At 75.3% G+C, this 13,683-nt stretch carries 12 protein-coding genes; 2 read left to right on the top strand and 10 right to left on the bottom strand.

The window, feature by feature from the left end; genetic code table 11:
• The first annotated feature begins 292 nt into the window (after positions 1-292).
• Complete coding sequence (locus WDV06_RS32890; protein ID WP_395513475.1) at positions 293-733, top strand: DUF6299 family protein; 441 nt, start codon at positions 293-295, stop codon at positions 731-733.
• A gap of 30 nt (positions 734-763) precedes the next feature.
• Here the strand turns inward: WDV06_RS32890 and WDV06_RS32885 are convergent, their stop codons facing one another.
• The 5 genes from WDV06_RS32885 to WDV06_RS32865 form a co-directional block, all read right to left on the bottom strand.
• On the bottom strand, positions 764-940 hold the full coding sequence (locus WDV06_RS32885) for a hypothetical protein (RefSeq protein ID WP_395513474.1): 177 nt from the start codon (positions 938-940) through the stop codon (positions 764-766).
• 111 nt (positions 941-1,051) lie between these two features.
• Positions 1,052-3,139 carry a SpoIIE family protein phosphatase gene (locus WDV06_RS32880; protein ID WP_395513476.1) on the bottom strand — a complete coding sequence of 696 codons (2,088 nt, stop codon included), beginning with the start codon at positions 3,137-3,139 and terminating at the stop codon, positions 1,052-1,054.
• 14 nt (positions 3,140-3,153) lie between these two features.
• Positions 3,154-3,480 carry a hypothetical protein gene (locus tag WDV06_RS32875; RefSeq protein WP_395513473.1) on the bottom strand — a complete coding sequence of 109 codons (327 nt, stop codon included), beginning with the start codon at positions 3,478-3,480 and terminating at the stop codon, positions 3,154-3,156.
• Between the two features lie 23 nt (positions 3,481-3,503).
• Positions 3,504-4,784 carry an NAD(P)-binding domain-containing protein gene (locus WDV06_RS32870; RefSeq protein WP_395513472.1) on the bottom strand — a complete coding sequence of 427 codons (1,281 nt, stop codon included), beginning with the start codon at positions 4,782-4,784 and terminating at the stop codon, positions 3,504-3,506.
• A 144-nt stretch (positions 4,785-4,928) separates the two neighbouring features.
• On the bottom strand, positions 4,929-6,173 hold the full coding sequence (locus tag WDV06_RS32865) for a carboxylate--amine ligase (protein WP_395513471.1): 1,245 nt from the start codon (positions 6,171-6,173) through the stop codon (positions 4,929-4,931).
• Positions 6,174-6,465: 292 nt separating this feature from the next.
• On the opposite strand from WDV06_RS32865, the gene WDV06_RS32860 reads away from it, so the two are divergent.
• Positions 6,466-7,920: a glycoside hydrolase family 26 protein gene (locus tag WDV06_RS32860; protein WP_395513470.1), complete on the top strand. Its 1,455-nt coding sequence runs from the start codon at positions 6,466-6,468 to the stop codon at positions 7,918-7,920.
• 5 nt (positions 7,921-7,925) lie between these two features.
• Here WDV06_RS32860 and WDV06_RS32855 read toward each other — a convergent pair whose 3' ends face one another.
• From WDV06_RS32855 to murJ, 5 genes are all read right to left on the bottom strand, one after another.
• Positions 7,926-9,068: a GNAT family N-acetyltransferase gene (locus tag WDV06_RS32855; protein WP_395513469.1), complete on the bottom strand. Its 1,143-nt coding sequence runs from the start codon at positions 9,066-9,068 to the stop codon at positions 7,926-7,928.
• Positions 9,065-9,793 (bottom strand): YveK family protein, encoded by a 729-nt coding sequence (locus WDV06_RS32850; protein WP_395513468.1) that lies wholly within the window; start codon positions 9,791-9,793, stop codon positions 9,065-9,067. Before WDV06_RS32850 ends, WDV06_RS32855 begins: the two co-directional genes overlap by 4 nt.
• A 55-nt stretch (positions 9,794-9,848) precedes the next feature.
• The gene (locus WDV06_RS32845) at positions 9,849-11,081 is read right to left on the bottom strand and encodes a glycosyltransferase (RefSeq protein ID WP_395513467.1); all 1,233 of its coding nucleotides are present in this window, start codon (positions 11,079-11,081) and stop codon (positions 9,849-9,851) included.
• Positions 11,078-11,860: a polysaccharide deacetylase family protein gene (locus WDV06_RS32840; RefSeq protein ID WP_395513466.1), complete on the bottom strand. Its 783-nt coding sequence runs from the start codon at positions 11,858-11,860 to the stop codon at positions 11,078-11,080. Before WDV06_RS32840 ends, WDV06_RS32845 begins: the two co-directional genes overlap by 4 nt.
• Positions 11,850-13,683 (bottom strand): murein biosynthesis integral membrane protein MurJ (gene murJ, locus WDV06_RS32835; protein ID WP_395513465.1); only part of this gene is annotated, 1,834 nt, incomplete at its 5' end. The genes murJ and WDV06_RS32840, both read right to left, overlap by 11 nt.

The following is a 13,683-nucleotide window of genomic DNA, read 5'->3' as shown; positions in this document are numbered from 1 at the left end:
GGGGCCGGGGCGGGGGCCGCGCCCCCGGGGGCGCTCTGGCAGGCGGTGGCGGTCAGCAGCAGGGCGGGCAGGAGCGCGGCGGCGGCGAGCAGGGGGGCGGTGCGACGCATACGGGAACCCCTTCGGGGATCTTCGGAAGAAGGCGTTTGCCGGCGATATCTTTCGGCCAGTCTCACGCGCCCGAGCGGGGAATTGCACACACCGACACGAGCGCACGGACCGAGTCGGGCGCCGACTGCCAGCACAATGCGTTCCGACGGAATCCCGCCACCCGCACCCACCCGGAGGAAAAATGCGCACCCCCGCCCGCCGAATGGCCCTGACCGCCTTCTCCGCCCTGGCCGCCACCACCCTGTTCGCCACTCCCGCCCTGGCCACCGTTTTCCACCAGGAGATTTCCCTCCGGTCCCAGGCGCACATCAACCGGCAGGGCGAGGTCGTCCTCTCCGGCGGCTACCGGTGCGAGCTCTCGCCGAGGTCCGGTGCGGTCCAGATCAAGGCCACCGTCGTTCAGGACGGCAACCGCCTGAGCATCGGGGCCGGCGAGGTCCTCTGTGACGGCCGCGCGCACCACTGGACGGCGGTGAGCCCGATGACGGCCGGCCTGCACGCGGGCCCCGCGCGCGCCGCCGCCGAGCTCCAGGAGATCCACATGGCCGGACTGATGCCGCGTGCGCTCACCACGGTCGCGGAGGACCGGCAGGACATCGAGGTGGTCGTCGACCACCGGTAGCTCGCGCGGGCGGGGGTCCGGTAGCCGCCGCTACCGGCACTCCGGCGCGACGCCCGTCATCGACATGAACGCGACGGTCTGGCAGCCGGGCTCGCTGTGCGGCCGCCCGGTCGTCCAGTCCACGACCGCCTGTGCCCCGGCCGCCAGCAGCAGCACCAGGAGCGTCATCACGATGCCCGTGACCGCGCCCCTGTTCAGGCGGCGCACGGCTCGTTCCGGCGGCCAAGCGGAAGACCACGCTTCGGTTTCATGGCCGAATCATCACCCCGCCCCCCGCACCCCACAACCCGGCGTGACCATACGGTGACAGGACGCGGGTCACGCCGTGTCGTGCGGGGCGCCCCCCGCGTCGAACTCGCACCACACCGCCTTGCCGTCCCCCCGGGACTCCACACCCCAGTGCGCGGCCAGCGCGTCCACCAGCAGCAGCCCGCGCCCGGTGGTCGCCGCCTCGCCCGGGGTGCGCCGGCGCGGCCACACGCTGGAGCGGTCCTTGACCCACAGCCGGATCCGCCGCACCGGCTCCGGCAGCACCTCCATGGTCAGCACCGCCCCGCCGTCGGTGTGCAGGAGGGCGTTGACCAGCAGCTCCCCGGCCGCCAGTTCCACGTCGTCGGCCAGCTCGGCCATGCCCCAGTCGCGCAGGGCCTGCCGCAGCGCGTAGCGGGCGTCGGAGAGCCCCTCGGGGTCCGCCTGGTGGACGTACTGGTGGATCCGGGGGGCCCGGTGGGTGCCCGGGTCCGGGGCCCTCCGCAGCACCAGGAGGGCGACGTCGTCACCGGAGCCCCAGCGCTCCCACAGCCGGTCGGAGAGGTGGTCGGCGAGCTCGCCGGCGCCCTGCGGCCCGCTGCGCACGGCCTCGGCCAGGGCGTCCATGCCGGCGGTGATGGTGGAGCCGGGTTCCTCGACGAGTCCGTCGGTGCACAGCACGAGGGTCTCGCCGGGGACCAGGTCCAGCCGGGTCTCGGGGTAGTCCTCCTGCTCGAAGGCCGAGGCGAGCCCGAGCGGGAGGCCGCCGCGCACGTTGGGCCAGCCGGTACGCCCGTCCGTGTGCCGGATCAGCGGCCCGAGGTGGCCCGCGCGCACGGCCCGTACCCCTCCGGTCTCCAGGTCCACCTGGGCGTACATGCACGTCGCGAAGCGTTCGGTGTCCAGTTCGGCGAGGAAGCGCGAGGCCCGGGCCAGGACGGTGGACGGCGGGTGCCCCTCGCCCGCGTAGGCGCGCAGCGCGATGCGCAGCTGGCCCATGATGGCCGCGGCGTGCGTGTCGTGCCCCTGGACGTCGCCGACGACGACGCCGACGCGGTCGCGCGGCAGGGAGATGACGTCGTACCAGTCCCCGCCGACCTCGCGGCCGCTCCACGCGGAGTGGTAGCGCACGGCGATCTCCCCGCCGGTGATCTCGGGGATGCGGCGCGGCAGCATCGAGGCCTGGAGGCCGGTGGCGAACTCGCGCTCCTGGTCGAAGAGGAGCGCCCGCTGGAGGGACTGGGCGACGATGCCGGCCAGGCCCAGGCACAGGTTCTGCTCCTCGGGGCTGAACTCGGTGCGCCGGCGGTAGAAGAGCACGAGCCCGCCGATGGCCCGGGCCTGGGCGATCAGCGGCAGGTAGGCGGCGGCGTCGAAGCGGATGCGGCGCAGGTAGTCGCCGAGCAGCGGGAACTCGTCGGCGAGCGCGGTCAGGGAGGTGACGAAGCGCGCCTGGCGGGTGATCACGGCCTGGGACAGCGGGAGGGACCCGTCCAGGCGGGTGAACTTGCGCTCGTCGAGGATCTCCAGGGACTCCCCGCTCAGCGCGATGATCTTCATGGCGTCGTTCTCGACGAGCCCGAGGGCCAGCCCGTCCGCGCCGAGCCGTTCGAGGGCGCCGGCGCCGGTGAGGGCGGCCGTGACGTCGTCGACGGTGACCGCCCGTGACAGGGCCTCGGTGGTGCGCTGGACGATGGCCGCCTGCTGGATGCGGGCGTTCTCCAGCTTGCGCAGCACCGTCGCGTGGGCGAGCTCGGCGGTGGCGTCGCGGACGATGCCGACGATCCGCAGGGCCCGGCCGCCGGGGTCGCGCAGCACCCGGCCCTGGGTGTGGGTCCACTGGTCGCGGCCGTCGCGCCGGCGCACCGTGAAGTACGAGCCGTACGTCTCCCCGCCGCCGGCGAGGACGCCGCTGACGGTGTCGTTGAGCCGGGCCGAGTCGTCGGCCGGGATCCGCAGGCCGAGGCCCTCGGGGGTGTGGTCGAACTCGTCCGCCTCCAGGTCGAAGACGGCGAGCCCGGCCTCGTCCAGGGCGAGGGTGCCGCTGTCGAGGTCCCATTCGAAGCTGCCCATGCCGTTGAGCGCGAGCCGCTCCCCGGGTCCCGTCAGGGGTCCGGGCGCGTCCTGCCCCCGGCCGTCCCGCTCCGCCGCTGCCACGAGAGACACACCACCTAACGGCCGGGCCAGCACGGCTGCGAGATCAGCCGCTCCCACTCCTCGTCAGGATGCCCCGGGAGGGTGCGCCCGGCCTCCCGCCAGCGCTTGACGAGGGACAGGTAGATCGCCGCCGGGTCCGCGGCCCCCGTCGCGTGGGGGCCCGCCCCGTACGGCCCCGGCCCGTACTGGCCCGCGCCGTACTGGCCCGCCCCGTGCTGACCCGCGCCGTACTGGCCCGCCCCGTACGGCTTGCCCGCGGGCGCCCCCGGCGGGGGCTGCTCCCCCCGGCTGGCGGGGATGCGCACCCAGCCACGGCCGCCCTGTGCTCGCTCCGCGTCCATCGCGGACCCCTCTCAGGTGGATCTCAGCGTAGATACGTCTCCGGATGTCCGGCGGGGGCCCGGACGGCCCGGACCCCGCCGGCGCGGCCCGGCAGCGGACCCCGGGCGCCGAGGCGCTTGCGGACTCCTTTCACCAGTCTCCCCGCCGTGAAGCCCGCGCCGTGCACGAATCGCATGGAAGGTCCGAATGAGGGAGCCGCCAGGAGTCCCGCGAAGAACAGCCCGGGCCAGGAGGACTCGAAGCCGGGCCCCAGCTCCGGCGCGTCCGCCCCGCCCACGGTGGCCAGCGCGGCCCGCAGCCGCGCGTCGAGGAGGCCGAGGCGGGCCAGCCGGGGGGCGAAGCCGGTCGCGGCGATGACGTGCGCGGTGTCCAGGACGACGGACTCCCCGGCGGCCGTGGTCAGCCCGAGCCGGGTCCGGCCGCCGCCCAGCGCCACCGCCCGGTGCAGCCGGTGCCCCATGAGCGCGGGCACCGTCCGCTCGAAGCGGTCCCGCAGCCACCACGCGCCGGCCGGCCCCAGGGCCGTGGCGGCGATCCGCTCCCGCGTCGCCGCGGGCAGCCTGCGCACCGCCCAGGGCAGCTCCGACCACGCCCAGCTCCGCCAGCCCGTGCCGAGCCCGCTGTGCGGGGCGCGCAGGGCCCTCAGCGCCGGCCGTTCCAGGGGCTGCGGGGCGGTGTTCCAGTTCAGCCGGGACCGCCGGGCCACCAGGCAGGGCCGGGCCCCCGACTCCGCGAGGAGCGCGGCCGTCTCCAGCGCGGCCTGCCCGGCGCCGAGGACGGCCACCTCCTGCCCGGCGAAGCGGGACAGGTCGCGGTGGCCGCTGCTGTGGGAGTAGTGGGCCGGGGGCAGGTCGCACAGCGCCTCGGGGTGCCGGGTGAAGGGCATGACCCCGACGGCGAGGGCCACCGTACGGGCGAGCAGCGGCGGCCCCTCGGCGGTGCGCACCCGGAAGCCGTCGCCCTCGGGGGCGACCTCGGTGACGGTGGCCTCCTCCACCTCCGGGAGGCCTGCGTGGCGGGCGAACCAGAGGCCGTACGCGCTGAAGGTGCCGATCGGCAGCGGGCTGCCGTGCTCCGCCGTGAGGCCCCGGGTGGCGCAGTACTCGGCGAGGGTGTGGCGGCCGCCGGGGGCGGAGAGGTTGGAGGACCAGGGCTCCGACTTGAGGTACATGCCCTCGGGCATGTGGTCCCGCCAGGAGGCCATGGGCCGTCCCAGCACGCGTACGCCGATCCCGGCCGCCGCCGCGTGCGCCGCGACCGACAGCCCGTACGGGCCCGCGCCGACCACCACGAGATCGTCCATCCGCCTCACGGGCGCTCCTCTCCTCCAGCACGATCACCGCGCCGCCACCGCGTGACGGCACGTCACCAGCTCACCGGACGACGGTCACCCCGTTGTCACCGGACCACCCCGGCACCGCGGCACCGGGCCACCCCGGCACCGGCGTCACCGCGTCACCAGCTCGTCCGGTTCCGCCGACGCCTCGGGGGCTCCCGGCGGGCCGGGCCGGACCGTCGCGGGGCCGGACGCGGAGCCGGCCACCGCGAGGCCGTCCTCCAGCCCCCGCCGGGGCTCCCCGCCGCGCTGGCGCGGGGCCCGCACCGCGCGGACGGAGCGGGCCTGGGCCGGGACCCCGCGCAGGGCGTGCGCGCCCTTGCCCAGCCCCCGCCCCAGGAGGGCGCGGAGCATGGCGAGGAACGGCACGGGGTCGTCGGAGGCGAACCAGGCCGTCTCCACCCGCCCCCGCAGCTCCCGCAGTCCCGGCAGCGTGCGGCCCCGTACCGCCGCCAGCAGGGCGTAGTTCTCCGCGAGGAAGACCCGCCCGGGTCCGCCGACGGGCTGCGGGACCCGTTGCCCCGTCAGGTCCAGGTACACGGCCTGGACCACGTCCAGCCCGGCGTCGTCCGCGAACAGCCGGAACTGCGCTCCCGGACGCGGGTTGAAGTCCACCAGCCGGAAGGTGCCGTGCTCGTCGCGGCGGAAGTCGAGGTCCAGGATGCCCTGGTAGCCGAGCCGTTCGGCCAGCCGCAGTCCCGACTCCTCCACGGCCGGGTCCGCCAGCCACCGTCCCACCGCCGTCAGCCCCGCCCGTACCGGCCACGCCAGCTCCTTGCGGCCCGAACCGGCCAGCAGCGGGCGTCCGCCCCGCCCGAAGGCCCCGTGAAAGAACCAGTCCGTGTCGGGCCCCGCGGGCAGGAACCGCTGGAGCAGAAGCCGGCTCCCGGCCTCGGCGGTGCGCTCGTACAGCTCCCGCGCCCCGGCGGCGCTGTCGACCAGCGTGGTGCTGCGCAGCCCGCTCCCGGCGGGCAGCAGCCAGGGCCGGCTCCACTTCGCCACCAGCGGCAGCCCCAGCACCCGGGCGGCCCGGGCGGCTTCGGTCCCGCCGGCGGGGATCACGGTCTCCGGGTGCGGGACGTCCCAGCGGGCGCACAGCCGCGCCAGCTCGGCCTTGTCCGCCACCCGGGCGGGGAGGTCGTCGGGCTGATGGGGGATCCGGAAACGGTCCGTCAGCATCGGGGCCACCCGGGACACGGCGATGGCGCTCAGGTCGTCCATGGCGATGAGCACCGCCGGCCGGCCGATCCGCTCCGACACCCCGACGAGGCACTCCAGCAGCGCCTCGGGTGCCTCCGGGTCCAGCCCGCCGGCCGGTCCGGGATGCGTGGCACGCAGGTACCGCGAGCGACCCACGGGACCTCCCCCGGCTTCGACGACGGCATGGACCTCCACGCCCCTGCGCCCGAGGGATCTGACGGCGCCGAGGGTTCCGTGGTGGAACGGATTGCGATCGAGTCTGAGCAGAACTGCGGGCACATGGCCGTCGAACGCGTACATACAAACGGACTTTCACCTAGTCGGACCAAGCGAGAGGGATGCGCAGATGCGAATGGCCTAGGCGGCGGCCACCGGACAGGCCGTTCGTCAGATGTGATGTCTAACGTCGGTGGCAAGCACACCGGTTCGGCAGAGCTCGGGAGACGACATGCCCAGACCACACCACCGCCTGGTGAGCACCTGCGTCGGGACGGTCACCGCCGGGCTGCTCGCCACCGGCGCGGCGCTCGCGGCCCCGGACGACGGCCCGCCCGCCGACTCCGACACCGCCTTCGGCGCCTATCTCGACTACGGGCCGGCCGGGGTGGCCCGCATCCCGTACCTGTCGCGCTGGCTGGGCGGCCGGGAGATCCGGGTCGGGCACACCTACCTGCCCGGCGACTCCTGGGCCGGGATCGAGGGCCGCGTCCCGTTCCTTGAGGACTGGGCGCAGTGGCGCCGGGCCAAGGACGACCGGATGTTCGTCCTGAACGTGCCGATGCAGTCCCGCAACGAGGGCCGGGTGCCCGACTGGCAGGTGGCGCAGCTGATCCGGGCCGGCGCGCAGGGCGAGTACGACCGGCACTTCCGGCGGCTGGCCGAGCGGCTGGTGGAGCTGGGCGTCCCGGACACGGTGATCGTGCTCGGCTGGGAGATGAACGGCACCACGTACACCCACCGCTGCGGGCCCGACCCGGAGCACTGGAAGGCGTACTGGAAGCGGGTCGTCAACACGATGCGCTCGGTCCCCGGCCAGCGGTTCAAGTTCGATTTCACCCCCAACCGGGGGACCGACGCGATCCCGTGGACCGCGTGCTACCCGGGCGACGACGTGGTCGACGTCATCGGCATGGATTCGTACGACCAGGGCCCGGGACGGACCTTCGACGACCACGTCAGCCAGCCGTACGGGCTCCAGCAGCACGTCGACTTCGCGAAAGCACACGGCAAGCGGATCTCGTACCCGGAGTGGGGGCTGTTCCGCAACGGGGACAACCCGGAGTACGTGCGGCGCATGCTCCGGTGGATCGACGAGCACCACCCGCTCTACCACACCATCACGGACTACTGCCCGCACGGCGTCTGGCAGTGCAAGCAGAACCCCCGGTCGGCGAAGGCCTTCCGCGACGCGCTGACCGAGCAGGGACCGGTGGTGGTGCCGACCCCGGTGGTGCCCACGCCCGTGGTCCCGACCCCGGTGGTTCCCACCCCGGTGGTCCCGACCCCCGTCGTGCCCAGCCCCGTGGTACCCACCCCGCAGATCCCGACGCCCGAGGCCCCCTCCCCGTCCCTCCCTTCCCCGTCCCTCCCCAGCCCGTCCCTCCCCACCCCGGACGCCCCGCGTCCGGACGCTCCGGCCCCGGCGACCACACCCACCCCGACCCCGGCCCCGACGACCGCCGCGCCCGAGCCCCGGCCGGACCCGCAGCCCACCCGGCCGTCCCAGCCGCCGAAGCCGCAGCCGAAGCCCGAGCCCAAGCCGCAGCCCCAGCAGCCCGTCAACAGCAAGCAGTGGTGCCTCCCCCTCGACTTCGGCGACTGGTTCTCGAAGCTGATGGGCAGGCAGTCGGTCTGCATCACCTTCGGCGGCTGGGGCGGGGACTCCGGGTTCTGGCCCTTCTAGACGGGTCATCGCACCCGCAGTTCGTTCAGCCGCGCCCGCCAGTCCCGGGCGGCCGGCAGCGCCTCGCGCAGCGCCCCCACCGCCCGCTCGCGCCCCGTGACCTGCGACTCGTGCAGCCGCAGCAGGGGCGCGAGCGCGTGCGTGGCCAGCAGGAGGCGCTGGTTGACGACCGTCTCGGGCCGCCAGTGGTTCTTGTACGGCTCGTTGCCGCGCAGGAAGCTCACCACCGGCCGGCCCTCCTCCAGCGCCCGCCCGGCCTCGTAGCGCAGCAGCAGCGTCGCCACGTCCACCTTCCGCTCGCGCAGGTCCGGGTCCGCGCCGTACAGGTAGCCGCCGCTGAGCGCGGCGGACATCAGGGTGACGTTGGCCGCCACCACCTTCCCGTCCAGCCGGAACTCGGTCAGCCGGCCCTCCCCCGCCCGCACCATCCGCCGGGTGGCCCTGGTCAGGTGTTCGGCGAAGCGGGGCCGCAGGTGCTCCGGCGTCACCCCGCGGCCGCGCCACTGCTTCTCGTGCAGCCGCAACAGGGTCCGTACGGCCTGCGGCACCTCGCGCTCGGTGACCTCGTGCTCCTCGATCCCGGCCGCGTCGGTCTTGCGCAGCTTGGCCCGCACCCGCTGGGCGCCGGAGGCCGGCATCCGCTTGACGAGCTGGTCGAAGGGGAGCGCGGGCAGCTCCATGCAGGTGGAGTCGGCCAGCCGGCTGGACACCCCGGGCCAGGCCTCGAACACGGCCTCCGCGGCGGCGCCGGGCCGGACCTCCCGCAGGTCGACGACGGCGCCGCGGGCGGCCCGGTGGAGCCCCCGGGCCAGGGCCGGCACGACCTGCTCGGCGTGCTCGGGCGAGACGAGCACGTCGAAGTAGTCGGTGATCAGCCCGCCCAACGGCACCAGCCGCGGCAGCGGACGGTGGACGAGCATCAGCGCGGCCACCCCGACCAGTTCCTCGCCCCGCCGCACGAGCAGGATCCGCAGCCGGCCGTCCTTCCCGTACGACAGCCACCACGAGTGCAGCCAGGCGTGGCTCTGGAAGGGGGTGGCGGTCGGACACTCCCGGGCCAGCCGGTTCCAGGGCTCCTCCAGCGCCGCGAACTGCCGGGAGTCCCGGCACAGCGTCACCGTCAGGGCCCCGGTGGAGCCCAGCGTCATCGCACGGACTCCTTCTCCTTGGGCTCGGAGTGCCCGGAGGGCTCACCCTGGGCGGGCAGGGAGGCGTACTCCTCCACGACGCCCTCCCCGGCGGGGCGCCCCGTCTCCTCCCGCTCCCCGCTGCGGCGGCGGGCGGGCCGGGCCAGCAGCCACAGGCCGCCGAGCAGGCCGCCCGCGCACAGTCCGACGGCGGCGCTGATCGCGGCGGACGGCGAGGCCGGCTCGCTCGGCGCGACGGCCTGGCTGAACAGGAGCAGCTGCACGCCGGTGTTCTTGGCGGCCTGGTTGCTGCTCAGGGTGAGGGCGTCGGCGACGGCGTTGGCGATGTCGGCGGCCTCGGCGGCGCTCTTGGAGGTGCCGGTGATCGCGATCATCGGGGAGTCGGGGGAGGTCTCGGCGCGGACCTGCGTCCGCAGCTGCCGGGCGCCGACGCCCGCGCGGGGCTGGGCGTAGGCGAGGGTGGAACTGCTGGTGGCGATGCGCCCGTAGGCCTGGGCGAAGCCCTGGGCGGTGGCGGGTTCGGTGGTCTCGTTCGGCACGGCGACGACGTAGCCGGTGGCGGCGTACTCGGGCGCCTTGAGCACGCCGTACGCCCCGCCGGCGGCCATGCCGAGCAGGGCGCAGACGGGCAGCGGCCACCATACGGGCGGGGGCAGGAACCTGCGCTTCCTGCCGGAACGGTGATCGGACTTCTTCTGGTCGGCACGGTCGGCACGGTCGGCCATGGTGGTGCTCGCTTCCTGGGTGAAGGGGAGTGCGTACGGTGGAAAGAAGGGGGGATCAGCCGTCGCCGCCGGGCGCTGCCGCGGCCGGCCCCGCCGGTGAGCGGTGCGCGGGATCCCGGGCGGTGGTGAGCGGCTCCGCCGTGCCGCCCCGCGCCGGGGGCAGGGGCACGGGTGCCGCCAGCGCGAGCCCGTAGACGTCCAGCAGCCGCGCCGCGCTCCGGGCGATGTCGTACCGGCGCACCACCGGCGGCGCCGGCAGCCGGCTCGCGCCCGCCTCCATGTGCCCCCGCAGCGCGGCGACGAGTTCCTCGGTGCCCGTGCCGATCCGGCGGGCCCCCGGCGCCTGCGCGGCGGGGAGGTCGTCGATGGCGGGGCAGGTCACGTGCAGCACGGGCAGCCCGGCGGCCAGGGCTTCGACGACGGCCAGCCCGAAGGCCTCCTCCCGGGACGGGGACACGAAGACGTCCATGGCGGCCAGCAGCGCGGGGATGCCGGGGGTGCGCCCGTCGGGGCTGTCGCCCAGCGGGTCCCGCTCCCCCAGCAGGTGGATCCGCGCCTGCGCGCCGAGCTCGGCGGCCAGCGTCCGCAGCGCGGCCCGTTCCGGCCCGTCCCCGGCCAGCAGCAGGTGCGCCCCCGGCAGTGCGGCGACGGCCCGGACGAGGACGTCGAACCGCTTGCCCGGGACCAGCCGCCCGACCCCGCCGACCACGAAGGCCCGTTCGGGCAGACCGGTCCGGGCCCGGGTGGCGCGGCGGACGCCCGCGTCGAAGCGGAACCGGGCGGCCTCGATGCCGTTCGGGACCACGTGCACCCGGGCGGGGGGCACCCCCCACCCCTCCAGGCGGGCGGCGACGGTGTCCGACACGGCGACGGTCGCCGCGCCGAGCCGCTCGCTGGCCAGGTACAGGGAGCGGACCCCGCGGGAGAGCGGGCGGCCCTCGATCTCGGCATCGCCCAGGCTGTGTTCGGTGGCCACCGTCGCCCCGACGCCGGCGAGCCGGGCGGCGAGGCGCCCGTAGACGCAGGCCCGGTAGAGGTGGGTGTGGACGAGGTCGTAGCGGCCGCGCCGGATGAACCGGACGAGCTTGGGCAGGGCGCCCAGGTCGCGGTTGCCGCTCATGCCCAGGTGCACGACCCGGACCCCGTCGGAGCGCAGTCCGTCGGCGACGGGGCCGGGGTTGGTGAGGGTCAGGACGTCGCAGGGCATGGGCATGTGGCGCAGCAGCAGCCGTAGTTGCTGCTCGGCGCCGCCGACGCCGAGGCCGGTGATGATGTGGAGGGCCTTCACCGCAGCACCGGTACCCTCCGCCGCAGTTCGCGCGCGCCGTGCCGCAGTTCCTTGATCCGCAGTCGGGCGGCTCCGTCGGCCTGGCTGACGTGGGTGCGGGGCAGGGCGTGCAGGCCGGCGAGCCGGCCGGGGGAGATCGCGCAGGCGTAGCCGTATCCGGCGGCACGGGTGGCGTCGACGACGCGGGCGTCGAGGTGGCCGTAGGGGTAGCAGAACCCTTCGGGCAGGGTGCCGGTGAGTTCGCGCAGGAGTTCGCGGCTGCCGCGCAGTTCCTGCTGGAGGACGTCGTCGGGGGCGACGGTGAGGTCCTGGTGGAGCAGCCCGTGGGAGCCGATCTCCTGGCCGGCGGCGGCGATCTCGCGGATCTGCTCGGCGGTGAGGAGGGACTTGCGGGGGCCGAGCGGGTCCCAGACGTTGTCGACGCCGAGCCGTCCGGGCAGGACGAACAGGGTGGAGGTGAAGTCGTGGCGGCGCAGCAGGGGCAGGGCGCGGGTCAGGTAGTCGGTGTAGCCGTCGTCGAAGGTGAGGCCGACGAGGCCGTGGCCGCGCCCGGCGGCGCGGGCGCGCAGCAGTTCGCCGACGGACACCCCGCGCAGTCGCCGGGAGCGCAGCCACCGCAGCTGGGCCTCCAGGGTGCCCGGGGTGACGGTGATGCCGTACGGGTCCTCGGCGGGGTCGGTGAACTCGGCGACGGAGTGGTACATCAGGACCCATGGCGACGGGGTCCGGCGGGCGGCGGCCGTCACGGCGGCGGGTGCCGTGTCGGTGTCAGCGGGCATTGCGGAACCTCTGGGTGAGCTGGGCGATCTGGACGGCGGTCTGGGCGGCGAGCTGGGCGATCTGGCCGGGCAGGGCGGTGATCTCCAGGGCGCGTATGGCCATTCCGGTGGCTCCGAACATGGCCGGGACCAGGAGGCAGCCGAGGGCGGCGCTGAGCAGCGGGTCGGGGATCATGGGGCCGGCGAGCCAGCCGGTGGCGCACGCGGAGGCGGCCGCGACGGCGAGGCGCCCGATGCTGACGGCGACGCGGCGGGCCTGGATGGCGATGATGCGGGAGCCGATGCCGGTCAGGAGCAGTCCGGCGGTGGTGGTGATGCCGGCGGCGTTGGCGGCGGCGATGCCGTGGGTGCCCCACCAGCCGACGAAGAGGGCTCCGGCGGCGATGTTGACGAGCAGCCCGGCGCCCATCGCGAGCGCCGGGAACCAGGTGGGCCGGGCGGTCGAGAAGAAGGGCCGGGACAGGGCACCGACGAGGCAGTGGCCGAGGAGGCCGAGGCCGTAGACGCGCATCACGGACGCGGTGGTGAGGGTGTCCCGGTGGGTGAAGGCGCCGCGTTCGAAGAGGACTTCGATGATCTGCGGTGCGTATCCGATGACGAGGGACATGCCGAGGAGGACGGCGAGGGAGGCGAGCGCGAGGTCCTGTTCGACGCGCCGGCGGGCCTTCTCGCGTTCGCCGCCGGCCATGGCCTGGGCGACGACGGGGAAGGTGACGGTGCAGATCATCAGGGAGAGCACCATCGGCATCTGCGCGACCTTCTGCGCGTAGTTGAGGTGCGAGATGGCGCCGGGGGGCAGGGAGGCGGCGAGGAAGCGCTCGACGAGGACCTGGGACTGGCGGAAGACGGCGAAGGAGATGACGGGGGCGATGACGCCGAAGGCGATGAGGGTGGGCCGGTCGCGGTCGCGCTGGCTGCGGGGGGCGGCCTTGGCGCGGGGCGGCCCGAAGCCGACGTTGCGGATGAACGCGGGCAGTTGGACCAGGACCATCAGCAGTCCGCCGGCGGCGACCCCGGCGGCGGCGGCCCGGACGCCCCACAGGGTGTGGAGGGCGACCATGGTGCCGATGATGCCGACGTTGTAGGCGACGTAGATCGCGGCGGGCGGCAGGAAGGACCGGTGGGCGCGCAGGGCGGCGCTGAAGTATCCGGCGATGCCGAAGGTGAGGACGGTCAGGGCGGTCATCCGGGTGCACTGGACGGCGAGTTCCGGGTCGGGCAGGCCGGGTGCGAGGACGCCGACGACCAGGGGCGCGGCGAGGACGAGGAGGGAGGCGACGGCGGCGAGGAAGACCACCAGGCGCGGCAGGGTGGCCCCGACGAGCAGGCGTACGGGGTCGGCGGCGCGGGCTTCCCTGCGGGTCAGCCCGGCCCGGCTGGCGGCGCGCCGGGCGAGGGCGTGGCTGAAGGCGGGCACCATCAGCAGGGCCATGGCGTCCTCGATCAGCAGGGTCGAGGCCATCTCCGGGACGGTCCAGGAGATGAGGAAGGCGTCGCTGTCGTGGCCGGCGCCGAAGAGGTGCGCGATGGTCTGGTCGCGCACGAGGCCGAACACGGCGCCGGCGGCGGTCAGTCCGGCGGTGACGGCGGCGGCCTTGGCGAGGAACCGCCCGAGCGGGGCGCTGCCCTTGCCGGCGGGCTTGTCGGCGCCGCTGTCGGCCCGCTCCGCCCCCGTCCCCGCGTGGCCGGCGGCTCCCGCGCCCCGGGCGGCGGCCGGACGGCGGCCCGGGACGGCCGGGACGGCGCGGCCGGAGGCCCGCAGGGCGGCGCCGCGGCCGGTGGCTCCCGGGACGGGTGCGTCGGCCGCCGGATGCGCCGGGGGG

This window comes from Streptomyces racemochromogenes, assembly GCF_044129415.1.
GTDB classification, from domain to species: domain Bacteria; phylum Actinomycetota; class Actinomycetes; order Streptomycetales; family Streptomycetaceae; genus Streptomyces; species Streptomyces racemochromogenes_A.
This window is presented reverse-complemented; position numbering and strand designations above follow the sequence as displayed.